This window comes from Streptomyces sp. NPDC015242 (assembly GCF_043079125.1).
Classification (GTDB): domain Bacteria; phylum Actinomycetota; class Actinomycetes; order Streptomycetales; family Streptomycetaceae; genus Streptomyces.
Genome location: NZ_JBIBUF010000001.1, coordinates 1,186,686 through 1,211,367, shown reverse-complemented (window position 1 = coordinate 1,211,367; position 24,682 = coordinate 1,186,686). Strand labels below are relative to the sequence as shown.

General features: G+C 76.1%; 1 protein-coding gene. It reads right to left on the bottom strand.

Annotation, left to right across the window (positions count from 1 at the left end; translation table 11 throughout):
- Nucleotides 1-14 precede the first annotated feature (14 nt).
- Nucleotides 15-24,197 (bottom strand): type I polyketide synthase, encoded by a 24,183-nt coding sequence (locus tag ACF07N_RS05070; RefSeq protein WP_392108499.1) that lies wholly within the window; start codon nucleotides 24,195-24,197, stop codon nucleotides 15-17.
- Nucleotides 24,198-24,682 lie beyond the last annotated feature (485 nt).

Here is a 24,682-nt window from a genome sequence, read left to right as displayed (position 1 = left end):
GGGCGGCGGGGTGCTCATGCGTCTCCCAGCTCGCGGTCGATCAGGTCGAAGAGGTCGCCCGGCGTCTCGACCCCGGCCAGCTCCTCGTCGTCCTCCACCGGGACGGGGGCGCCGGCCGCGGGGACCGGTTCGCCCTGCCAGCTGGAGAGCAGCTCCCGCAGCCGGGCGGTGACCCGCTCGCGGTCCTCGCCGTCCACGGCCGCGTCGCGCAGGGCGCTCTCCAGGCGGTCCATCTCGCCGAGCAGGGCCTGTGCGGTGCCGGGCGGCTCGGGCAGGTCGAGGGCGTCCAGCAGGTGCCGGGCCTGGGCGAGCGGCGTCGGGTAGTCGAAGACCAGGGTGGCGGGCAGCCGCAGTCCGGTGACCGCGCCGAGCCGGTTGCGCAGTTCGACCGCGGTGAGGGAGTCGAAGCCGAGCTCCTTGAAGGTCTGGTCGGGTTCCATCGCGTCGGCCGAGCCGTGCCCGAGGACGGCGGCGGCCTGTTCGGCCACCACGTCGAGGAGCAGCTGCTCGCGGTCCCCGGCGGACAGCGGGGCCAGCCGTTCGGCCAGGGTCGCCTCGGTGGCCGTGGCGGCTCCGGCCGCCGCCGGGGCGGCGTCGGCGCGACGGCGGACGGGGGTGCGGACCAGGCCGCGCAGCAGGACCGGCAGGACGTCGTGGTGCTCGCGCAGGGCGGCGGCGTCGAGGTCCATGGGCAGCAGGGCGGCCCGGTCGGAGGCCGACGCGGCGTCCAGCAGGCGCATGCCGCGCTCGGGGCCGAGCGGCACCATGCCGGTGCGGGCGTGCCGTTCCCGGTCGGCGTCGGTGAGGTCGCCGGTCATGCCCGCGTCCGGCAGCCAGGTGCCCCAGGCGAGGGAGACGGCCGGCAGGCCGAGGGCGCGCCGGTGGTGGGCGAAGGCGTCCAGGAAGGCGTTGGCGGCGGAGTAGTTGGCCTGTCCGGCGCCGCCGAAGGTGCCGGCGACGGAGGAGAAGACCACGAACCGGGCCAGGTCCAGGTCGCGGGTCAGCTCGTGCAGGGCGACGACGGCGTCGGCCTTGGGCCGCAGCGCCTCGGCGAGCCGGGTGGGCGTCATGGAGGTGAGGACGCCGTCGGCGAGGACGCCCGCGGTGTGCAGGACGGCGGTCAGCGGCCGGTCGGCGGGGATGCCCGCGAGGAGCTGGGCGAGCGCGGCGCGGTCGGCGACGTCGCAGGCGGCGACGGTCACCTCGGCGCCCAGGGCGGCGAGTTCGGCGCGCAGGCCGGCCGCGCCGGGGGTGTCCGGGCCGCGCCGGCCGGCGATCAGCAGGTGCTTGACACCGTGCTCGGCGACCAGGTGCCGGGCGGTGGCGCGGCCCAGCCCGCCGAGGCCGCCGGTGAGCAGCACGGTGCCCTCGGGGTCGGGGTCGGCCGGGACGGTGAGGACGACCTTGCCGACGTGCTTGGCCTGGCTGAGGTACCGGAACGCCTCGGGGGCGCGGCGCACGTCCCACACGGTCATCGGCAGCGGCTCGATCACCCCCCGGTCGAACAAGTCCGCCAGCTCGTGCAGGATCTCGCCGATCCGGTCGGGTCCGGCCTCGACCAGGTCGAAGGCGCGGTAGCGGACGCCGGGGTGGCCGGCGGCGACCGCGGCCGGGTCGCGGACGTCGGTCTTGCCCATCTCCAGGAAGCGTCCGCCGCGCGGCAGCAGCCGCAGGGAGGCGTCCACGAACTCCCCGGCCAGGGAGTCGAGGACCACGTCGACGCCGCGGCCCCCGGTGGCGGTGCGCAGCCGCTCCTCGAAGCCGAGGTCGCGGGAGGAGGCGAGGTGGCGGTCGTCGAGGCCGGCGGCGCGCAGCGCGTCCCACTTGGCCGGGGACGCGGTGCCGTAGACCTCGGCGCCGAGGTGGCGGGCGAGCTGGACGGCGGCGGAGCCGACACCGCCGGCCGCGGCGTGCACGAGGACGCTCTCGCCGGGCTTCAGTGCGGCGAGGTCGACGAGGGCGTAGTAGGCGGTGAGGTAGACGATCGGGACGGTGGCGGCCTCCGCGAAGCTCCAGCCCTTCGGGATGGGCGCGACCATGCGCTCGTCGGCGACGGCGACCGGTCCGAAGGCGCCCGCGAACATGCCCATCACGCGGTCGCCGGGGGCGACGGAGGTCACGTCGGCGCCGGTCTCGGTGACCACGCCGGCGCCCTCCAGGCCGATGGCGGTGGCGTCGCCCGGGTACATGCCGAGCGCGGTGAGGACGTCGCGGAAGTTGACGCCGCAGGCGCGCATCGAGATCCGTATCTCGCGCGGGCCGAGCGGGGCGGTGACCTCCGGGCAGGGGATGAGCCGCAGCCCCTCCAGGGTGCCCTTGCGCTCGACGCCGAGCCGCCACGCCTCGGTGCCGGGCGGCGGGACGAGGGCCCGGTCGGCGGCCAGCGGCACCACCCTGGGCGCGGTCACGGAGCCGTCGTGCACGGCCAGTTCGAACGCGGAGTCGCCGAGCGCGCCGGGCAGCGCCGCGGCGGAGGCGGCGGTGCCGTCGGTGTCGACGAGGACCAGGCGCCCGGGGTTCTCCGTGCGGGCGGAGCGGACCAGGCCCCAGACGGCGGCCTGGGCCGGGTCCGCGGGCCTGGGCCCGGTGGGCACGGCGCCGCGGGTGACGACGGCGAGGCGCGCCGCGGCGAACGCCGGGTCGTCCAGCCACCGCCGGAGGAACGCCAGCACCTCGGCGGTGAGGTCCCGCGCCCGGCGCGCCGGGTCGCCGTCGGCGGCCCGGCCGGCGGCCGGCACGGCGTACAGCACGGTGTCCGGTACGGGGGCGGCGTCGGCGAGGGCGTCCGGGCCGGGGACGACGGTGACGGTGTGCCCGGCCTCGCGCAGGGCCGCGGCCAGGTCTCGGGCCTCCGCGGAGCCGACGACCGCCCAGTCGGCCTGAGCCGGTGTACCGGAGGGGGTCACCGGCTGCCAGTCGAGTTCGTACAGGCCCTGCCGGCCGGGGCTGCCGACGGTGGCGCCGTCGAGGTCGCCGGTGAGTTCGCGCAGGGTGAGCGAGCCGACGGAGGCGACGGGGCGGCCGGCCGGGTCGGCGAGTTCGAGGGCGACGGCCTCCGGGCCCCGCTGGACCATGCGCACCCGCAGGGCGGAGGCGCCGACGGCGTCCAGCCGGACGTCGTTCCAGGAGAACGGGAGCCGTCCGGCGTCCGCCATCGGCACGAACATCACGGCGTGCAGGGCGGCGTCGAGCAGCGCCGGGTGCAGGTCGAAGGCGCCGGCGGCGGGGTCGGCGTCGGCGGGCAGGCGGACCTCGGCGAAGACCTCCTCGCCGCGCGTCCACACCCGGGTCAGCCCCTGGAAGAGCGGGCCGTAGAGGTGGCCGCGGTCGGCGAACGCCTCGTAGAACCCGTCCAGCGGCACCTCCTCGCCGTCCCGGGGCGGCCAGGCGGTGAAGTCGTACGCCGGGGAGGCGCCGGCGGCCGGTTGGGCGGTGAGCAGGCCGCTGACGTGCAGCGTCCACGGGTCGTCGGGGTGGGCGTCGTCCGGGCGGCCGTGCACGGTGAGCGCCCGGGCGCCGCCGGCGTCGGGCGCCTCGACGCGGACCTGCACCTGGACTCCGCCGTGCGCGGGCAGGGTGAGCGGGGTCAGGATGGTCAGCTCGGCGACGTGCTCGCAGCCGGTGCGTGCCCCGGCGTGCAGGGCGAGGTCGAGGAAGCCGGTGGCTGGGAACAGGGCGGTGCTGGTGAGGGCGTGCTCCTTCAGCCAGGGGCTGGAGTGCAGGGACAGGCGTCCGGTGAGGAGGTGGGTGCCGCCGTCCGCGAGGGCGACGGCCGCGCCCAGCAGCGGGTGGCTGCTGGTGCCGAGGCCGGCGGCGGTGACGTCGCCGAGCAGGGCGGGCGGGCGCGGCCAGAACCGGCGGCGCTGGAAGGGGTAGGTGGGCAGCTGCACGACGCGGGCGCCGGTGCCGTCGAAGAGGCGGGGCCAGTCGACGTCCACGCCCTTGGCGAAGGCGCGGGCGAGGGCGTCGAGCAGGGCGTCGGCCTCGTCGCGGTCCTTGCGCAGCGACGGGACGAACAGGCGGTCGCCGGTGTCCCCGGCGAGGCAGTCCTGGGCGAGGGCGGTCAGGGTGCCGTCGGGGCCGATCTCCCAGAACCGGTCGGCTCCGTGCGCGGCGAGCCAGGCGACACCGTCGTGGAAGCGGACCGCCTCGCGGACGTGGCGGACCCAGTACTCGGGGTCCTGCAGTTCGCCGGATGCGGCGGCCCGCCCGGTGACGTTGGAGATCACGGCCATACGGGGCGGGGCGTAGGCGATGCCGGCGGCGACCTCGCGGAAGGCGTCGAGCATGGGGTCCATCAGCGGCGAGTGGAAGGCGTGGCTGACGCGCAGCCGGGTGGTGCGGCGGCCGCCCGCGGCGAGTTCGGCGGCCACCTCGGCGACCGCGGCCTCGGCGCCCGAGACGACCACGGAGCGCGGCCCGTTGACGGCGGCGATGCCGGCGTCGGCGTGGCCGGCGAGCAGCGGCAGCACCTCGTCCTCGGCTGCCTCGACGGCGAACATCGCGCCGCCCTCGGGGAGTTCCTGCATCAGCCGGCCGCGTGCGGCGACCAGGGCGCAGGCGTCCGGGAGGGACATGACGCCGGCCACGTGGGCGGCGGCGATCTCGCCGATGGAGTGGCCCGCGACGAAGTCGGGCCGCACGCCCCAGGATTCGAGGAGGCGGTAGAGCGCGACCTCGACGGCGAAGAGGGCGGGCTGGGTCCACCGGGTCTGGTTGATCCGCTCGGCGTCGTCGCCGAGGACGACGGCGCGCAGATCGTCGCCGAGGTGGGCGCAGACGGCGTCGAAGGCGTCGGCGAACGCCGGGAAGGCGTCGTACAGGCCGCGGCCCATGCCGGGGCGCTGGGAGCCCTGTCCGGAGAAGAGGAAGGCGGTCTTGCCTTCGCCGCGGTGGGTGCCCGTGACGGTGTGCGGTCCCGTCTCGCCGTCGGCGAGGAGCCGCAGTCCGTCGGTGAGGGCGGCGCGGTCGGCGCCGAGCACGACGGCCCGGTGTTCGAAGACGGTGCGGGTCGCGGTCAGGGACAGGCCGAGGTCGGCCGCGGTGTGGCCGGGGTTCCGCCCGGCGTGCGCGAGGAGCTGGGCGGCCTGGGCGCGCAGCGCGTCGCGGCTGCGGGCGCTGAGGACCCAGGGCAGCGTGCCGTGGGCGGCGGCGGGGACTTCGGGCGTCTCCGCGGCGGGCTGTTCGGGGGCGGCTTCGAGGACGACGTGCGCGTTGGTGCCGCTGATCCCGAACGACGACACACCCGCACGCCGCGGCCGGTCCCCCGGCACGGTCCACTCCCGTGCCTCGGTCAGCAGCTCGACCGCGCCCTGCTCCCAGTCCACATGCGAGGACGGCGCGTCCACGTGCAGCGTCGCCGGCAGCACACCGTGCTCCATCGCCAGCACCATCTTCATCACGCCCGCTACACCGGCACCCGCCTGCGTGTGACCGACGTTGGACTTCACCGAACCCAGGTACAGCGGACGCTCCACGTCGTGCTCCTGACCGTAGGTGGCGAGCAGGGCCTGCGCCTCGATCGGGTCACCCAGCCGCGTGCCCGTGCCGTGCGCCTCCACCGCGTCCACCTCTGCGGCCGACAGCCCGGCGTCCGCGAGCGCGGCCCGGATCACCCGCTGCTGGGAGGGGCCGTTCGGCGCGCTCAAACCGTTGGACGCGCCGTCCTGGTTCACCGCCGAGCCGCGCACCACCGCCAGCACCGGGTGCCCCTTGGCGCGCGCGTCCGACAGCCGCTCCACCAGCAGCAGACCGCCGCCCTCGGAGAACCCGGTCCCGTCCGCCGCGTCCGCGAACGCCTTGCACCGGCCGTCCGCCGCCAGCCCCTGCTGACGGCTGAAGTCCACGAACAGGCCCGGTGAGGCCATGACGGTGATGCCGCCCGCGAGGGCGAGGTCGCACTCCCCCGCGCGCAGCGACTGCACGGCCAGGTGCAGGGCGACGAGGGACGCGGAGCAGGCGGTGTCGACGGTGACGGCCGGGCCCTCCAGGCCGAAGGTGTACGACAGCCGGCCGGAGACGACGCTGGCGGCGTTGCCGGTCAGCATGTAGCCCTCGAAGTCCTCGCCGGACGCGGCGAGCATGCCTGTGTAGTCCTGGCCGTTGGTGCCGGCGAAGACGCCGGTGCGGCTGCCGCGCAGCGCGCGCGGGTCGATCCCGGCCCGCTCGAACGTCTCCCACGCCATCTCCAGCAGCAGCCGCTGCTGCGGGTCCATGGCGAGAGCCTCGCGCGGCGAGATGTTGAAGAAGGCCGGGTCGAAACCGCCGGCGTCGCCGAGGAAGCCGCCGGTGCGGGTGGCGACGGTGCCCGCCTTGCCGGGCTCCGCGTCGAAGAGGACGCCGAGGTCCCAGCCGCGGTCCTCGGGGAAGGGCACCAGGCCCTCCTCGCCGGCCAGCAGCATGTCCCACAGCTGCTCGGGGGTGTGCACGCCGCCGGGGAAACGGCAGCCCATGGCCACGATGGCGATGGGGTCCTCCGCGGCGGGCGCGCGGTGGACGGCGTCGGCCGCGGCCGGGGCGGGGGTGTCACCGGCGCCGGTGTCCGCGGCGACCTGCGCGAGCAGGAAGCCGGCCAGGTCCCGGCAGGTGGGGTGGTCGAAGACGAGGGTGCTGGGCAGGCGCAGGCCGGTGATGCGGTTCATGCCGTTGCGCAGTTCGACCGCGCTGAGCGAGTCGATGCCCAGGTCGGTGAAGGGCCGGGCGGGGTCGACCGCGTCGGCGGAGGGGTGGCCGAGGACGCCGGCGACGTGGCTGCGCACGATGCCCAGGACGGCGTCCGCCCGCTCGTACTCGGGCAGGGCGGCGAGGTGGGCGTGCAGCGAGGAGATGTCGGCGGTGCCGGACGCCGTGTCGTCGCCGGCGGCGTCCAGGGCCCGGCGGGCGGCGGGCAGTTCGTCCAGCAGGTGGCTGGGCCGGGGCGCGGTGAAGGAGGGCGCGTAGGTGTCCCAGCGCAGGTCGGTCACGACGACGTGGGTGTCGCCGAGGTCGAGGGCCCGGCCGAGGGCCTGGCAGGCGGTGCGGGTGTCCATGGGGTGGACGCCGTGGCGGCGCATGCGCTCGCCCGCCGCGTCGCCGACCATGCCGCCGTCGGCCCACAGCCCCCAGGAGACGGCCGTGGCGGGCAGGCCCGCGGCGCGGCGCTCGGCGGCGAGGGCGTCGAGGTAGGCGTTGCCCGGGGCGTAGTTGCCGAGGCCCGCTCCGCCGAGGACGCCGGCGGTGGAGGAGAACAGGACGAAGGCGGACAGGTCCAGGTCGCGGGTGAGATCGTGCAGGACGCGGGCGGCGGTGGCCTTGCCGTGCAGGACGCCCGCCATGCGCTCGGGGGTGAGGGAGTCGATCACGCCGTCGTCGAGGACGCCCGCGGCGTGGAAGACGGCGTCGAGCGGCTGGTCGGCCGGGAGTCCGGCGAGCAGGTCGGCGAGAGCGGTGCGGTCGGCGGCGTCGCAGGCGGCGAGGGTGACGTCGACGCCGCGGGCGGCGAGTTCGTCGCGCAGTTCGCCGGCTCCGGGGGCGTCGGCGCCGCGGCGGCCCGCCAGCACCAGGCGGGTGGCGCCGCGGTCGGCGAGCCAGCGGGCGACGTGCCGGCCGAGGGCGCCGGTGCCGCCGGTGACCAGGACGGTGCCGCCGGGCTTCCAGGGCTCGGCCGGCTCGGCGGTGCCGGGGGCGTGCACCAGGCGGCGGCCGAAGGCGCCGGCCGCGCGCAGCGCGATCTGGTCCTCCTGGCCGGGGTCGGCGAGGAGGGCGGCCAGCCGGGTGCCGGTGCGGGCGTCCAGGTCGGCGGGCAGGTCGATCAGGCCGCCCCAGCGGTCGGCGTGTTCCAGTGCGGCGACCCGGCCGAAGCCCCAGACCAGGGCCTGGGCGGGTACGGGGGCGGGGTCGGCGGTGCCGACCGCGACCGCGCCGCGGGTGACGCACCACAGGGGGGCGTCGGCACCGAGGTCGCCGAGGGCCTGCACGAGGGCGAGGGTCGTGGCGAGACCGACGGTGACGCCCGGGAGGCCGGGGTGGTCGCGGGTGTCGAGGGCGAGCAGGGACAGCACTCCGGCGGGCCGGTCGGTGTCCTCGCCGGCCGTGAGCAGGGCGGCGATCACGGCGCGGTCGGGTGCGCCGTCGGGCAGGGCGATCCGGCGGACGGTGCGGGCGCCGCCCGCGGTGAGGGCGTCGGCCACGTGGTCGGCGGTGGCGTCCTGTCCGGCCTCGGCGGCGGGGGCGAGGAGCAGCCAGGTGCCGGTGAGGGCGGCGGCGCCGAGGGTGAGAGGGCTGAAGGAGACGGCGTAGCGCAGGGCGTCGGCGGTGGCGCGTTCGCGGCCGGCGCGCCGCCAGTGGGACAGCGCGGGCAGGAGACTGCTCAGCGGGGCGTCGGCGGGAAGGTCGAGGGTCTCGGTGAGGCCGCGCAGGTCCTCCTGTTCGACGGTCTCCCAGAAGCGGGCCTCGACGGAGTCGGCGGCCGGGGAACCGCCGGCGGCGTCGGCCGGGGCGGTCCCGCGTACGGCGGGCCAGTAGCGGCGGTGCTCGAAGGGGTAGGTGGGCAGGTCGGTGCGGACGGCGCCGGTGCCGGCGAACACGGTCCCGAAATCGACGTCCACGCCGCGCAGGTGGGCGTCGGTGAGCGCTGTGAGCCACTGGCGCAGGCCGCCCTGGTCCCGGCGGAGCGAGCCGAGGACGGCGCCGTCGACGCCGGCCGCGTCGAGGCTGTCGCGCAGTCCGACGGCGAGCACCGGGTGCGGGCCGACCTCGATGAAGACACGGTGGCCCGCGTCGATCAGACCGCGCACGGCGTCCTCGAAGCGGACGGTCTCCCGCAGGTTGGTGTACCAGTAGCCGGCGTCCAGGGCGGTGGTCTCCAGCCAGTCGCCGGTCAGGGAGGAGCGGAAGGGGATGTCGCTCTCGCGCGGCTCGATGCCGGCCAGGGCGTCCCGGACGGCGTCCTCGATCTCCTCGACCTGCGGGGAGTGGGAGCCGTAGTCGACGTTGACCTTGCGGGCGCGCACGCCGTCCGCGACGAGCGCGGCGTGCATCTCCTCCAGCGCGCCCGCCTCGCCGGACACGACGGAGGACGACGGGCCGTTGACGGCGGCGAGGGCGAGGCGGCCCTCCCAGGGGGCCATGCGGGCGCGGGTGTCGTCGGCGCTCAGCGGCACGGACATCATGCCGCCGGTGCCGGCGATGCGGGTGAGGGCGCGGCTGCGCAGGGCGACCACGCGGGCGCCGTCCTCCAGGGACAGCGCGCCGGCCGCGCAGGCGGCGGCGATCTCGCCCTGGGAGTGGCCGACCACGGCGGCGGGCCGGATGCCGTGGGCCCGCCACAGGGCGGCGGTGGAGACCATCACGGCCCACAGGGCGGGCTGGACGACGTCGACGCGGCCGAGGTCGGCGGCGCCCTCGTCACCGCGCAGCACGGCGCTCAGCGACCAGTCGACGTACGGGGCGAGGGCCTGCTCGCAGCGGTCGATCCACTGGGCGAACTCCGGCGACTCGGCGAGGAGTTCGCGGCCCATTCCGGCCCACTGGGCGCCCTGGCCGGGGAAGACGAGGACGGGTTCGGCGCCGCCCGGCACGGCGTCGGCGAGCAGGGCGGGCCCGGTGAGCGGCCCGCCGGCCGCCAGCGCGGCGAGCGTCTCGTCGAGGCCGGCGGCGTCGTCGGCGAGGACGGCGGCCCGGTGGGTGAAGGCGGCGCGGCCCACGGCGAGGGTGTAGGCGACGTCGGTGAGCGGGGTGCCGGGCCGGGTGCGCAGGTGGGTGCGGAGCCGGGCGGCCTGGGCGCGCAGCGCGGCGGGGGTGCGGGCGGACAGCAGGACGGGTACGGCGGGCAGTCCGGTCGTGGCGGGCGGCCGTACGGTCGTGTCGTCGGGGGCCTGCTCGACGATGACGTGGGCGTTGGTGCCGCTCATGCCGAACGAGGACACGCCGGCGCGGCGGGGGCGGCCGGTGTCGGGCCAGGGCCGTTCCTCGGTGAGCAGTTCGACGCGGCCGGCGCTCCAGTCGACGTGTGGGGTGGGGTTCTCGGCGTGCAGGGTGCGGGGCAGGACGCCCTCGCGCAGCGCCGCCACCATCTTGATGACGCCTCCGACACCGGCGGCGGCCTGGCTGTGCCCGATGTTGGACTTCAGCGAGCCGAGCCACAGCGGCCGGTCCTCGGCGCGGCCTTGGCCGTAGGCGGCGATGAGGGCCTGCGCCTCGATGGGGTCGCCGAGGGTGGTGCCGGTGCCGTGCGCCTCGACGGCGTCGACGTCCTGCGGGGTCAGTCCGGCGGCGGCGAGGGCCTGGCGGATGACGCGCTGCTGGGAGGGGCCGTTGGGGGCGGTCAGGCCGTTGGAGGCGCCGTCCTGGTTGAGGGCGCTGCCGCGGATGAGGGCGAGGACCCGGTGGCCGTTGCGCCGGGCGTCGGAGAGCCGTTCGAGGACGACCATGCCGACGCCCTCGGCCCAGCTGGCGCCGTCGGCGTCCGCGGAGAAGGGCTTGCAGCGGCCGTCCTCGGCGAGGGCGCGCTGGCGGCTGAACTCGATGAGGGAGCCCGGCGTCGACATCACGGTGACACCGCCGGCCAGGGCGAGGGAGCACTCGCCCTGGCGCAGGGACTGCGCGGCGAGGTGCAGGGCCACCAGGGAGGAGGAGCAGGCGGTGTCGACGGAGACGGCCGGGCCCTCCAGGCCGAGGGCGTAGGAGACGCGGCCCGACAGGACGCTGGGCGAGTTGCCGGTGCCGACGTAGCCCTCGAAGTTGTCGTCGGAGGCGGCGAGGATCGTGACGTAGTCCTGGTAGGTGACGCCGGCGAAGACGCCGGTGTCGGAGCCGCGGGCACCGGCCGGGTCGACGCCGGCCCGCTCCAGAGCCTCCCAGGAGACCTCCAGGAGCAGGCGCTGCTGCGGGTCCATGGCGAGGGCCTCGCGCGGGGAGATGCCGAAGAACGCCGGGTCGAAGCTGCTGGCGTCGTGCAGGAAGCCGCCCTCGCGGGTGTAGACGGTGCCGGGGTGGTCGGGGTCGGGGTGGTAGAGCCGCTCGGGGTTCCAGTCGCGGTCGGTGGGCAGCGGCGAGATGCCGTCCGCTCCGGCGCGCACCAGGTCCCACAGGTCCTCGGGGCTGTTGACGCCGCCGGGGTAGCGGCAGGCCATGCCGACGACGGCGATCGGGTCGTCGTCGACGGGGCGCCGGGCCGTGACCGCGGGGGTGTCCGCGCTCGCGGTGCCGAACAGGTCGTCGGCGAGGTGTGCGGCGAGCGCGGCGGGGGTGGGGTGGTCGAAGACAAGGGTGGCGGGCAGGGTGACGCCGAGCGCGGCGCTGAGGCCGTTGCGCAGCTCCACGGCGGTGAGCGAGGTCAGGCCGAGGTCGGTGAAGGGCCGGGCGGGTTCGATGTCGTCGGCGCCTGCGTGGCCGAGGACGGCGGCGGTGCGGTCGCGGACGGTGGCGAGCAGGGTGCGGGCGCGTTCGGCGGCGGGCCTGGCGGCCAGCCGTTCCAGCGTGCTGCCGGCGGGCTGGTTGCGGGCGGCGGCGCGGCGGCGGGCCGGTTCGGCCGCCGGGGCCGGTTCCCGGGTCGTGGCCGTGGGAGCCGTGGTGCTGGTGGGCGTTATGCCGGGCACCGGGCGCAGCAGCAGCGAGCCGATCTGCAGGACGGGGTCGCCGACCGCGTCGGCCGCGGTGAGGGCGAGGGTGTCGGGGCCGGTGCGGTCGAGCCGGACCCGCAGGGTGGTGGCGCCGGTGGCGTGCAGGCGGGCCGGTCCGGCGGAGAACAGCACACGTCCGTCGCCGAGGCCGTCGAAGGCGCCGAGGCCCAGCGGGTGCAGGGCGGCGTCCAGGAGGGCCGGGTGCAGGTCGTGGCGGGCGGCCTCGTCGGCGGCCCGGGCGGGCAGGGCGACCTCCGCGTACACGGCCGTGTCGTCCCGCCATGCGGCCAGCAGGCCCTGGAAGACGGGCCCGTAGTCCAGACCGGCCTCGCGCAGCCGCGGGTACAGGCCGTCGGTGGGCAGTTCCCGCGCGCCGGGCGGCGGCCAGGCGGTGAGGTCGTGGACGGGAAGGGACAGGGCGTCGGTGTCGGCGGTGAGGATGCCGCCCGCGTGCCGGGTCCAGCCGGCGGTGGGGCCGGCGGCGGCGCGGGCGTACACGCCGAAGGGGCGGTCGCCGCGGGCGTCGGGGGCCTCGACGCGGATCTGCAGGGCGACGCCGCCGTGCTCGGGCAGCGGCAGCGGGCTCTCCAGGACCAGTTCGCGGACCTGCGGACGGCCCGCGACGGCACCGGCGTGCAGGGCGAGGTCGAGGAAGGCGGTGCTCGGCAGTACGGCGGTCCCGCCGAGCCGGTGCGCGGCGAGCCAGCCGTTGCCGTCGGCGGTCAGCCGGCCGGTCAGCAGCAGGGTGTCGTCGACCGCGGACGGGACGACCGCGCCGAGCAGGGGGTGGTCGGCGGCGACGAGTCCGGCGGCGGCCGGGTCGCCGGACGCCGTGGTGGGCGCGATCCAGTAGGGGCGGTGCTGGAAGGCGTAGGTGGGGAGTTCCACCGGGCGGGAGCCGGGGGCGGTGACGGCGAGCAGGGCGCGCCAGTCGACCGGGACGCCGCGGGTGTGCAGGGCGCCGACGGCCGTCAGCAGGGTCTCGGTCTCGTCCCGGTCCTCGCGCAGCGTGGGCACGGCGAGCGGGGCGCCGCCCCGCCAGGCGGTCTGGGCGAGGGCGGTCAGGGTGGCGTCGGGCCCGAGTTCGACGAGCCGGGTGGTGCCCAGCTCCTGGAGGGCGGCGACCCCGTCGGCGAAGCGCACGGTGTGCCGCACGTGCCGTACCCAGTACTCGGGGTCGGTGAGTTCGCCGGGGGCGGCGGGCCGGCCGGTGAGGTCGGAGACGACCGGGATGCGCGGTTCGGCGTACGCGACGCCGGCGGCGACCGCGCGGAACTCGTCGAGCATCGCCTCCATGTGCGGCGAGTGGAAGGCGTGGCTGACGCGGAGCCTGCTCGTCCTGCGGCCCAGCGCGGCGAAGTGCGCGGCGACGGCGTCGGCCGCGTCCTCGTCCCCGGCGACGACGACCGAGCGGGGACCGTTGACGGCGGCGAGCGACAGGGTGTCCTCGCGGCCGGCGAGCAGGGGCAGCACCTCCTCCTCGGCGGCCTCCACGGCGATCATGGCGCCGCCCTCGGGCAGGGCCTGCATCAGCCGGCCGCGGGCGGCGACCAGGCGGCAGGCGTCGGGCAGCGAGAACACTCCGGCCACGTGGGCGGCGGCCAGTTCGCCGACGGAGTGGCCGATGAGGTGGGAGGGGTGCACCCCGAGGGACTCCAGCAGCCGGTGGAGGGCGACCTCGACGGCGAACAGGGCCGGCTGGGCGTACTCGGTGCGGTTCAGGGTGCCGGCGTCGGCGTCCGCCATGACCTCGGCGAGCGGTCGGGGCAGCAGCCCGTCGAAGTGCCCGCACACGGTGTCGAAGGCGTCGGCGTAGGCCGGGAAGACGTCGTACAGGGCGCGGCCCATGCCGGGGCGCTGGGTGCCCTGTCCGGCGAAGAGGAAGGCCGTGCCGCCCCCGGTGGTGAGGGTGTCGCCGGTGACGACGCCGGGTGCGCCGCGGCCCTCGGCGAGCGCGGCGAGGCCGGTCAGCAGGGCGTCGCGACCGGTGCCGGTGACGACGGCGCGGTGCTCCAGGGAGGCGCGGGTGAACGCCAGGGCGTGGGCCACGTCCGCCGGGTGCGCCCCGGGGCGGTCCTGAAGGTGGGTGAGGAGCCGGGCGGCCTGGTCGCGCAGCGCGGCCGGGCCGCCCGCGGACAGCGCCCACGCCACGGCGCGCTCGGCGCGCTCGGCGCGTTCGGCGGGGTGGGCCGCGGGGGCGGGCCCGGCGGGCGGTTCGGCGACGATGACGTGCGCGTTGGTGCCGGAGACGCCGAAGGCGGAGACACCGGCGCGCCGGGGGCGGTCGCCGGCGGGCCAGGCGACGGGCTCGCCCAGCAGCCGGACGTTTCCGGTGCTCCAGTCGACGCGCGAGGAAGGACGCTCGGTGTGCAGGGTGCGCGGGAGGGTGTTCTCGCGCAGCGCGAGGACCATCTTGATGAGGCCTACGGCTCCGGCGGCGGCCTGGGTGTGGCCGAGGTTGGACTTGGCGGAGCCCAGCCACAGCGGGCGGTCGGCGGGCCGGTCCTGGCCGTAGGTGGCCAGCACGGCCTGTGCCTCGATGGGGTCGCCGAGGGTGGTGCCGGTGCCGTGCGCCTCCACGGCGTCCACGTCGGCCGGGGAGAGGCCGGCCGAGGCGAGGGCCTGGCGGATGACGCGCTGCTGGGAGGGGCCGTTGGGGGCGGTCAGGCCGTTGGACGCGCCGTCCTGGTTGACGGCGGTGCCCTCGACGACGGCGAGGACCGGGTGGCCGTTGCGGCGCGCGTCGGAGAGCCGTTCGACGACGAGGACGCCGACGCCCTCGGCCCAGCCGGTGCCGTCGGCGTCGTCGGAGAACGCCTTGCAGCGGCCGTCGGGGGCGAGACCGCCCTGGAGGCTGAACTCGACGAACGCGCCCGGGTCGGCCATGACGGTGACGCCGCCGGCCAGGGCGAGGTCGCACTCGCCGGAGCGCAGCGACTGCACGGCGAGGTGCAGCGCGACCAGCGAGGAGGAGCAGGCCGTGTCGACGGTGACGGCCGGGCCCTCCAGGCCGAGGGTGTAGGCGACGCGGCCGGAGACCACGCTCCCGGCCTGACCGGTGAGAAGGTGCCCGCCGAGCCCTTCGGGGACCTCGGTGAGGCCGGTGGCGTAACCGGAGCTGCCGGCGCCGACGAAGACGCCGGTGCGGGAGCCCTTCAGCGAGGTGGGGGCGACACCGGAGCGCTCCAGCGCCTCCCAGGAGGTCTCCAGAAAGAGCCGCTGCTGCGGGTCGAGGGCCTGGGCCTCACGGGGGCTGATGCCGAAGAAGGCGGCGTCGAAGGCGGAGGCGTCGGCGAGGAAGCCACCGGAGCGGGTGTCGCTGGCCTCCAGCAGGGCCGTGAGGTCCCAGCCCCGGTCCTGGGGGAACTCGCCGACGGCGTCACCGCCGCTCGCCAGCAGCTCCCACAGCCGGTCGGGGCTGTCGACGCCGCCGGGCAGCCGGCAGCCCATGCCGACGATGACGACCGGATCGGTGCCGGTGGTCACCACGGCCGTCTCCGACCGCTGTTCGCCCGTCCCGTACATCCGCTCGCGCAGGTGGGCGGCGACGGCGGCCGGGGTGGGGTGGTCGAAGACGAGGGTGGTGGGCAGGGCGACACCGGTCTCGGCGGTGAGGTCGTTGCGCAGTTCGACGGCGGTGAGCGAGTCGAAGCCCATGTCACGGAAGGCGCGGCCCTCGGCGACCGCGGCCGGGTCGGCGTGGCCGAGCGCGACGGCGGCGCGACGGCGCACCAGCTCCAGCAGGACGGCGTCGCGCTCCTCGGCGGGCAGCGGGTCGAGCCGGTCGCGCAGTGCGCCGCCCGCGGTGGTGGCGGACGCGGTCGTGGCGGACGCGGTGGCGGGGCCGGTGGTGGCCTGTGCGGCAGCCTCGGGCAGGTCGGCGAGCAGGGGGCTCGGGCGGCCGGTGGTGAACGCGGGCGCGAACCGGGCCCAGTCGACGTCGGCGACGACGACGGCGGTGTCGCGGGCGGCGAGCGCGCGGCCGAGTGCGGTCAGTGCCGCGTCCGGGTCGAGCGGGCGCAGTCCGCGACGGCGCAGCGTCTCCTGCGCCCGCGGGTCGGCGGCCATGCCGGTGCCGTCCCAGGGGCCCCAGGCGACGGCGGTGCCGGTCAGGCCCCGGGCGCGGCGGCGTTCCACCAGGGCGTCGAGGTGGGCGTTGGCGGCGGCGTAGGCGGCCTGTCCGCCGCTGCCCCACACGCCGGCGATGGAGGAGAACACGACGAACGCGGACAGGTCGCTGTCGCGGGTGAGGGCGTCGAGGTGGTCGGCCGCGTCGGCCTTGGCGCGCAGGACGGCGGCGAGCCGGTCCGGCGTGCAGTCGGTGATCACGTCGTCGTCGAGGACGCCGGCGGAGTGCACCACGGCGTCGACGGGGTGGGCGGCCAGCAGCCGGGCGACGGCGTCGCGGTCGCCCGTGTCGCAGGCGACGACGGTGACCTTCGCGCCGAGCCGGGCGAGGTTGGCGCGCAGGGTGTCGGCACCGGGCGCGTCGGGGCCGCGGCGGCTCGTGAGGACGAGTTCGCGGGCGCCGTGCTCGACGGCCCAGCGGGCGACCCGGGAGCCGAGGGCCCCGGTGCCGCCGGTGATGAGGACACGCGGGGGCGCGGTCCACTGCTCGGTCGCGGCGGCGGGCGCCGGAGCGGGGACGAGGCGGCGGGCGTGGGCGGTGCCGCCGCGGACGGCGACCTGGTCCTCGGTCCGGGCGACCAGGACGGCGGCGGCGCGGGCGAGCGCACGGCGGTCCGGCCGGGCGGGCAGGTCGAGCAGCCCGCCCCAGCGGTCGGGGTGCTCCAGCGCGGCGACGCGGCCCAGCCCCCACACGGCGGCGGCACCCGGTTCGACGACGGCCTCCGTGCCGCCGCCGACGGTGACGGCACCGCTGGTCAGCAGCCACAGCGGCGCGGTGAGTCCGGCGTCGCCGTGGGCCTGGACGACGGCCAGGGCCGCACCGACGCCGGGCAGGCAGGAGAGCACGCCGGCGACCGGGTCACCCTCGGCGGCCGCGGCGAGCAGCCCGGCCAGCACGGTCCGGTCGGCCTCCGCGGGGCAGACCAGGCGCTCGATCCGGGGCAGGAACTCCTCGATGCCGCTGAGCGCGCCGTCGCCCCCGGCCCCGGCCTGGAGCAGCAGCCACCGCCGGGTGTCCGGACCGGCCTGGGCGGCGGCGCCGTCGAGGCGCTGCCAGCGGATGCGGTAGCGCCACGAGTCGGCGGTGAGCCGCTCCGTCGTGGCACGCCGCCAGGAGGACAGCGCCGGCAGCACGGTGCCGAGGGTGCTGTCGTCCAGGTGCAGCGCGTCGGCGAGTTCACGGGTGTCACCGCGCTCGACGGCCTGCCAGAAGGCGTCCTCGGCGGACGCGGCGGACGCTGCGGTCCCGGCCGCCCGCTCGTCGGCACGGCGCGGTTCGGGCCAGTACCAGCGGCGCTGGAAGGCGTAGGTGGGCAGCGGCACGGTGCCGGCGGCACCGGCAGCGCCGGCGCCTTCAGCGCCTTCAGCGGCTTCGGCGGCTTCGGCGGCTTCGGCGGCTTCGGCGGCCCGGAACACCGCGGCCCAGTCCACCCGCGCGCCCGTCGTGTGCAGGCTCGCGAGTGCGGCGGTCAGGGCATCCGCCTCGGACCGGTCCTTGCGCTGCGCGGCCACGCAGACCGGGTCGGTGGCGTCACCGAGGACGGTGTGGGTGAGGGCAGTGAGGGTGGCATCGGGGCCGATCTCGACGAACCGGGTGACGCCTTCCGCCGCGAGGGCGGCGACGCCGTCGGCGAACCGGACGGCCTCGCGGACGTGGCGGACCCAGTAGTCGGCGGTCGTCAACTCCCCCTCGGCCGCGAGCTGTCCGGTGACATTGGAGACGATCGGGAGGGAGGGGTTGGTGTAGGTGATGCCTTCGGCGACCTCACGGAATCCCGCCAGCATCGGTTCCATCAGCGGTGAGTGGAAGGCGTGGGAGACGCGCAGACGGGTGGTGCGGCGGCCCTGTCCGGCCACCTCGGCGGCGACTTCGGAGACGGCCGCCTCGTCGCCCGCGATCACCACGGCACGGGGACCGTTGACGGCCGCCACCGACACCTCACGCCCGGCCAGCAGCGGCAGCACCTCGTCCTCGGCGGCCTCCACCGCGATCATGGCGCCGCCCTCGGGCAGGGCCTGCATCAGCCGGCCCCTTGCCGCCACCAGCCTGCAGGCGTCCTCCAGGGACAGCACCCCGGCCACGTGAGCGGCCGCGATCTCACCGATGGAGTGGCCGCCGACGAAGTCCGGGCGCACGCCCCAGGACTCCAGCAGCCGGAACAACGCCACCTCGACGGCGAACAGGGCGGGTTGCGTCCACTCCGTACGCGCCAGGCGCTCCGCGTCGTCACCGAAGACGACATCCTTCAGCTCCACACCGACGTGCGCGCACACCGCGTCGAAGGCCTCCGCGAACACCGGGAACGCCTCGTACAGTTCACGCCCCATACCCGCGCGCTGCGCACCCTGACCCGAGAAGAGGAACGCCGTGCGGCCCTCGGCGACGGTGCCGACGGTGACCTGTGCAGTGGGTTCACCGGCTGCCAACTCGGCCAGACCGGCCAGCAGTTCCTCGCGGGAACGGCCTCGCACGACGGCGCGGTCCTCGAAGGCGGTACGGGAGGTGGCCAGCGCCGAGGCGATCCGCAGGGGGTCGGCGTCGGGGGCCGAGCGTACGGCGTCGAGCAGCCGGGCGGCCTGCGCGCGCAGCGCATCGGCACCACGCCCGGACAGCACCCAGGGGATCACGGGCAGGGCCGCGGGGTCGGCCGGGGCGGCCGTCTCCTGCGGGGCTTGTTCGAGGATGACGTGCGCGTTGGTGCCACTGAGACCGAAGGAGGAGACTCCCGCCCTGCGGGGCCGGTCGACCGACGGCCACTCCTGCTGTTCCGTGACCAGTCGCACGGCGCCCGCCGACCAGTCCACCCGCGAGGACGGCTCGTCCACGTGCAGCGTCGCCGGCAGCACACCGCGCCGCAAAGCCTCCACCATCTTGATCACACCGGCCACACCGGCGGCCGCCTGCGTATGGCCCAGGTTGGACTTCACCGACCCCAGATACAGGGGGACTTCGCGGTCCTGTCCGTAGGTGGCCAGCAGTGCCTGCGCCTCGATCGGGTCACCCAACCGCGTACCCGTCCCGTGCGCCTCGACCGCGTCCACGTCCGCCGCCGACACCCCGGCATCCGCCAAGGCCGCGCGGATGACGCGCTGCTGCGACGGACCGTTCGGCGCCGTCAAACCGTTCGACGCACCATCCTGATTCACCGCCGAACCGCGCACCACCGCCAGCACCCGGTGACCATGCTTCTGCGCATCGGACAGCCGTTCAACGAGCAGTACCCCGACGCCTTCACCCCAGCCCGTACCGTCCGCACCCTCCGCGAACGCCTTGCACCGGCCGTCACCCGCCAGACCACCCTGACGACTGAACTCCACGAAAGCACCCGGCGTCGACATCACCGTCACACCACCGGCCAGGGCCAGATCACACTCCCCCGACCGCAACGACCGCACCGCCATGTGCAGCGCGACGAGCGAGGAAGAGCAGGCGGTGTCGACGGTGACCGCGGGACCTTCCAGGCCCAGGACGTAGGCAAGGCGACCGGACATCACGCTCGCCGCGTTGCCCGTGCCGACGTACCCGCCGAAGTCACCCTCCGCCACACCCAACAAGGCCGGATAGTCCTGCCCGTTGGTACCCGTGAACACACCCACCTGAGCCCCGCGCAGCGACCTCGGATCGATCCCCGCACGCTCCACCGCCTCCCACGACGACTCCAGCAACAACCGCTGCTGCGGATCCATCGCCAACGCCTCACGCGGCGAGATACCGAAGAACTCCGCGTCGAAGGCGCCGACGCCGTCGAGGAAGCCTCCGCTCGCGGTGTGGCTGGCGTAGGGGTTGTCCGGATCGGCGGTGAAGAGCCGGTCGAGGTCCCAGCCGCGGTCGGCGGGGAAGTCGGTGATGCCGTCGCGCCCTTCCTCCAGCAGCGCCCACAGGCTCTCCGGAGAGTCGACGCCGCCCGGGAAACGGCAGGCCATCCCGACGATCGCCACCGGCTCGTCGGTGACGGCGGCCGCGGAAACGGTGGCCGTGACGGTGGTGTCGGTGTCGCCGAAGAGTTCGTCGTGCAGGTGGCCGGCGAGGGCCTGCGGTGTCGGGTGGTCGAAGACCACCGTCGTCGGAAGCGCGAGACCGCACGCGGCGGCGAGGGTGTTGCGCAGCTCGACCGCGATCAGCGAGTCGACGCCCAGGTCACGGAACGCCCGCTCCGCCCCCACCTGTTCGACCCCGGCGTAGCCGAGGGCCGCCGCGGCGCGGGTGCGCACCTCGGCCAGCAGCTCGTGCCGACGCCGTTCGGGGGTCAGGCCGGCTAGGCGGTCACGCAGGCCGGCCGCAACCGGGGTGGTGCGGGCCTCGGCCGGGCGGCCGTAGACCTCGGTGAGCAGCGGGCTGGGGCGGACGGCGGTGAAGGCGGCGCCGAAGCGGTCCCAGTCGACGTCGGCGACCAGCGGCGTGGCGTGGTCCCCGGTGGCGTGGAGGGCGAGGGCCTCCAAGGCCCGGTCGGGGTCGAGCAGGCCGACACCGCCGCGCACCTGGCGGCCCTCGGCGTCGGCGTCGGCCGCCATGCCGCCGCCGGCCCAGGGCCCCCATGCGAGGGACGTGGCGGGCAGGCCCTCGGTCCGCCGCCGCTCTGCCAGGGCGTCGAGCCACGCGTTGGCGGCGGCGTAGTTGGCCTGCCCGGCCGAGCCGACGGTGCCGGCGAACGAGGAGAACAGGACGAAGGCGGACAGGTCGCGGTCGCGGGTCAGTTCGTCGAGGTGCCGCGCCCCCGTCGTCTTGGCCGCGAACACGGAGCGGAAGGCCTGCGGGCCGAGGCCGTCGAGCACTCCGTCGTCGATGACGCCGGCCGTGTGGACCACGGCGTCCACCGGGTGCGCGTCGAGCAGTTCCCGGACCGCCTCACGGTCCGCCAGGTCGACGGCGGCGAACGTGACGTCGCTGCCCAGACGGCGCAGCTCCTCGGCGAGGGCCTCCGCTCCGGGCGCCTGCGCACCCCGTCGGCTGACCAGGAGGAGGCGCGCGGCTCCCTGTCGTGCGGCCCAGCGGGCCACTCGGGCGCCCAGCGCACCGGTGCCGCCGGTCACCAGGACGGTTCCGGTCGGCTGCCAGGCCGCGTCCGCGGAGGGAGCGGCGGGTGCCAGCCTGCGGGCGAAGGCGCCGGCGGCGCGGACGGCGACCTGGTCCTCGCGCGGGTACGGGCCCGTCGTGCCGTCGGCGAGCAGGGCGACGAGCCGCGCCGCGGAACGCTGGTCCAGCGTCGGCGGAAGGTCGGCGAGCCCGCCCCAGCGGTGGGGGTGCTCCAGGGCGGCGACACGGCCCAGGCCCCAGACGGCGGCCTGCGCGGGATCGGGTGCCGGATCGTTCGCGTCGGCGGTCACGGCGCCCCGTGTGAGCGCCCACAGCGGAGCGTCGACTCGGGCGTCACCGAGGGCCTGGAGAAGCAATGCGGTGGCGGGCACGCCTTCGGGCACGTCGTCCACCGAGCCGCTGCGCGCCGGCGCGGAGAGAATCGCGGTGACCGGGCCGTCCCCGACGGCGGCGGCGATACGGCCTGCCAGCTCGGCCCGCGTGTCGAGGAGGTGGTGGTCCACGGTGACCACGTCGGCGCCCGCGTCGAGCAGCGCGGTGGTCAGCGCGCCGTCCCATCCGTCGTCGCCTTCAAGGGACGCGGGCCTGGCGAGCAGCCAGCGCCCGGACAGCCGCGCGGTTTCCGGCAGCCCCTGGACCGGGGTCCAGACGACGTGGTGATGTGGCCCGGAAGAAACGAGCGCGGCACCGTCCTCGGCGTACGAGCGCTCCAGCCAGTAGCGGTCGCGGCGGAAGGCGTAGGTCGGCAGCTCGACGACGCGGGCGCCCGGAAGCAGGGCGGGCCACGACACCGCCGCCCCGTGCAGGTGCAGCCCGGCGAATGCACCGATCAGGTTGCGGGCTTCGGTGCCCTGCTTGCGCTGTGCGGGCAGGAAGAGCAGCCCGCGGTCGTCGGCCACGCAGGTACGGGCCAGCGCGGTGAGGGTGCTGTCCGGGCCGATCTCCACGAACCGGGTGACACCCGACGCCGCGAGAGTGGCGACACCGTCGGCGAACCGGACGGCTTCGCGGACGTGCCGGACCCAGTACTCGGCAGTGGTCAACTCCCCTTCGGCCGCGAGCTGTCCGGTGACGTTGGAGACGACCGGCAGGGCCGGGGCGGCGTAGGTGATGCCTTCGGCGACCTGGCGGAACTCCGCCAGCATCGGCTCCATCAGCGGCGAGTGGAAGGCGTGGGAGACGCGCAGACGGGTCGTTCGGCGGCCGCGCCCGGCCAGCTCGGAGGCCACCTCGGACACGGCCGCCTCGTCGCCCGCGATCACCACGGCCCTCGGGCCGTTGACCGCCGCCACCGACACCACACGCCCCTCCAGCAGCGGGACGATCTCCTCCTCGGCAGCCTCCACCGCCACCATCGCCCCACCCGACGGCAGAGCCTGCATCAACCGACCCCGGGCTGTCACGAGGGCGCAGGCGTCCTGCAGGGACAGCACCCCGGCCACATGCGCAGCAGCGATCTCACCGATCGAGTGCCCGCCCACGAAGTCCGGGCGCACGCCCCAGGACTCCAGCAGCCGGAACAACGCCACCTCGACCGCGAACAACGCCGGCTGCGTCCACTCCGTACGCCCCAGACGCTCCGCGTCATCACCGAAGACGACATCCTTCAACTCGCCGCCGACATGCGCGCACACCGCATCGAAGGCCTCCGCGAACACCGGGAACACCTCGTACAGCTCACGCCCCATACCCGCGCGCTGCGCACCCTGACCCGAGAACAGGAACGCGACCTTGCCCGCTTCCTGCGCGGTGTCGGTGAAGACGTCCGCAGCGGCTTCGCCGCGGGCCAACGCCTCGACGGCGGACAGGAGTTCCGCGCGGCCGGCGCCCAGGACCGCGGCACGGTACGGGTGTGCGGTGCGGGTGGTGGCGAGGGACGCGGCCAGGTCGTAGGGGTCGGCGTCCGGCCGGTTGGCGAGGTGGTCGGCCAGGCGGCGGGCCTGGGTGCGCAGGGACTCCTCGTCGCGGGCGGACAGGACCCAGGGCAGTACCGGAAGGCTCGCCCGCGGAGTCCGGTCGGCCCGGTCGGTGCCGTCGGTCCGGTCGGCGACGCCCGCCTCTTCGGCCGTCGGCTCCGGTGCCTGTTCGACGATGACATGGGCGTTGGTGCCTGAGACACCGAAGGCGGAGACGCCGACGCGGCGCGGGTGGTCGGTCTCCGGCCAGTCGTGGGCGTCGGTGAGGAGCCGCACGTGACCGGCGGTCCAGTCGACATGGGTCGAGGGCCGCTCGGCGTGCAGCGTGGGGGGCAGTACGCCGTGGCGCAGGGCGAGGACGGACTTGATGACGCCGACGACGCCGGCGGCGGCCTGGGTGTGGCCGAGGTTGGACTTGGCCGAGCCGAGCAGCAGGGGACGGTCGGCGGGACGGCCCTGGCCGTAGGTGGCCAGCAGCGCCTGTGCCTCGATCGGGTCGCCGAGCGCGGTGCCGGTGCCGTGGGCCTCCACGGCGTCGATGTCCGTGGCGGGGAGTCCGGCGTTGGCCAGGGCGGCGAGGATGACGCGCTGCTGGGACAGGCCGTTGGGCGCGGTCAGGCCGTTGGAGGCGCCGTCCTGGTTGACGGCGCTGCCGCGGACGACCGCCAGCACGGGGTGGTTGTTGCGGCGGGCGTCGGAAAGGCGCTCCACGACGAGGATGCCGGCGCCCTCGGCCCAGCCGGTGCCGTCGGCGTCGTCGGAGAACGCCTTGCAGCGGCCGTCGCCCGCGAGGCCGCCCTGCCGGGCGAACTCGGTGAAGGCGCCGGGGCTGGACATGACGGTGACACCACCGACGACCGCCAGGGAGCACTCGCCGGACCGCAGCGACTGGGCGGCCAGGTGGAGGGCGACCAGGGAGGAGGAGCAGGCGGTGTCGACGGTGACGGCGGGGCCCTCCAGGCCGAGGGTGTAGGCGACACGGCCGGAGAGGACGGACATCGAGTTGCCGGTCAGGAGGTGGCCGCGGACGTCCTCGGGCACCTCGGTCAGGCCGGAGGTGTACCCCTGGTCGCTGCAGCCGACGAAGACGCCGGAGCGGCTGCCGCGCAGGGCGGCCGGGTCGATGCCCGCGCGTTCGAGGGATTCCCAGACCACTTCGAGCAGCAGGCGCTGCTGCGGGTCCATGGCGAGGGCTTCGCGCGGGGAGATGCCGAAGAAGGCGGGGTCGAAGCGGTCGGCGTCGTGGACGAAGCCGCCCCGGCGGTGGCCGGGGTCGGTGCCGGGGACGGTGGGCCAGCCGCGGTCTGCGGGCCAGTCCGTCACCGCGTCGGTTCCGGAGATCAGCAGGTTCCAGAAGTCGTCCGGGGTGCGCACGTCTCCGGGCAGCCGGCAGCTCATGCCGATGATGGCGATGGGCTCCTGCTCGCGGGCCTCCAGCTGCCGCAGTTTGCGGCGGGTGGTGTGGAGATCGACGGTGACCCGCTTGAGGTAGTCCCGAAGCTGCGCTTCATTCGTCATGGACTGCCCCCATGCTGTTCGGTTCGGTGACGGTGGTGCCGCGGGGAGGCCCGGGTGCCGGGCCGGGGCGCCCGGTGGGGCCCCGCCGGTGGTGATCTCCTCGTGCGGTGGGGACAGCATGACCCGCGCGGTCACCCGATTCCGGTCCGCGGCCGGGTTGTTTGGGGAAACCCTTGGAAATCGTCCGCAGTTCGCTGTTCGCGCAGGCCGGGGCGTCGGCCCGGAGCTCGGCCGTGTCGCTCTACGGCCCTTTATGCGACGGGAGTTGGGGCCGGGAACGCTGCGGCGAGGTGCCGGGCGCCCCAAGGAGACGACCGTGGGGGCTGACCGGCCCGGGAGCGCGGCGGGCGATCCGTCCGGGCGAAGCGACCGCAGCTGCCGCACCCACCTGGTGTTCGGGTGCAGGAGGACGCGGGAGGACGCAGCCCGGCGGGCGATCCGGCCGGGGCGGGGTTCCTGCGGTCGGCCGCAGGGAGGTGTGACGC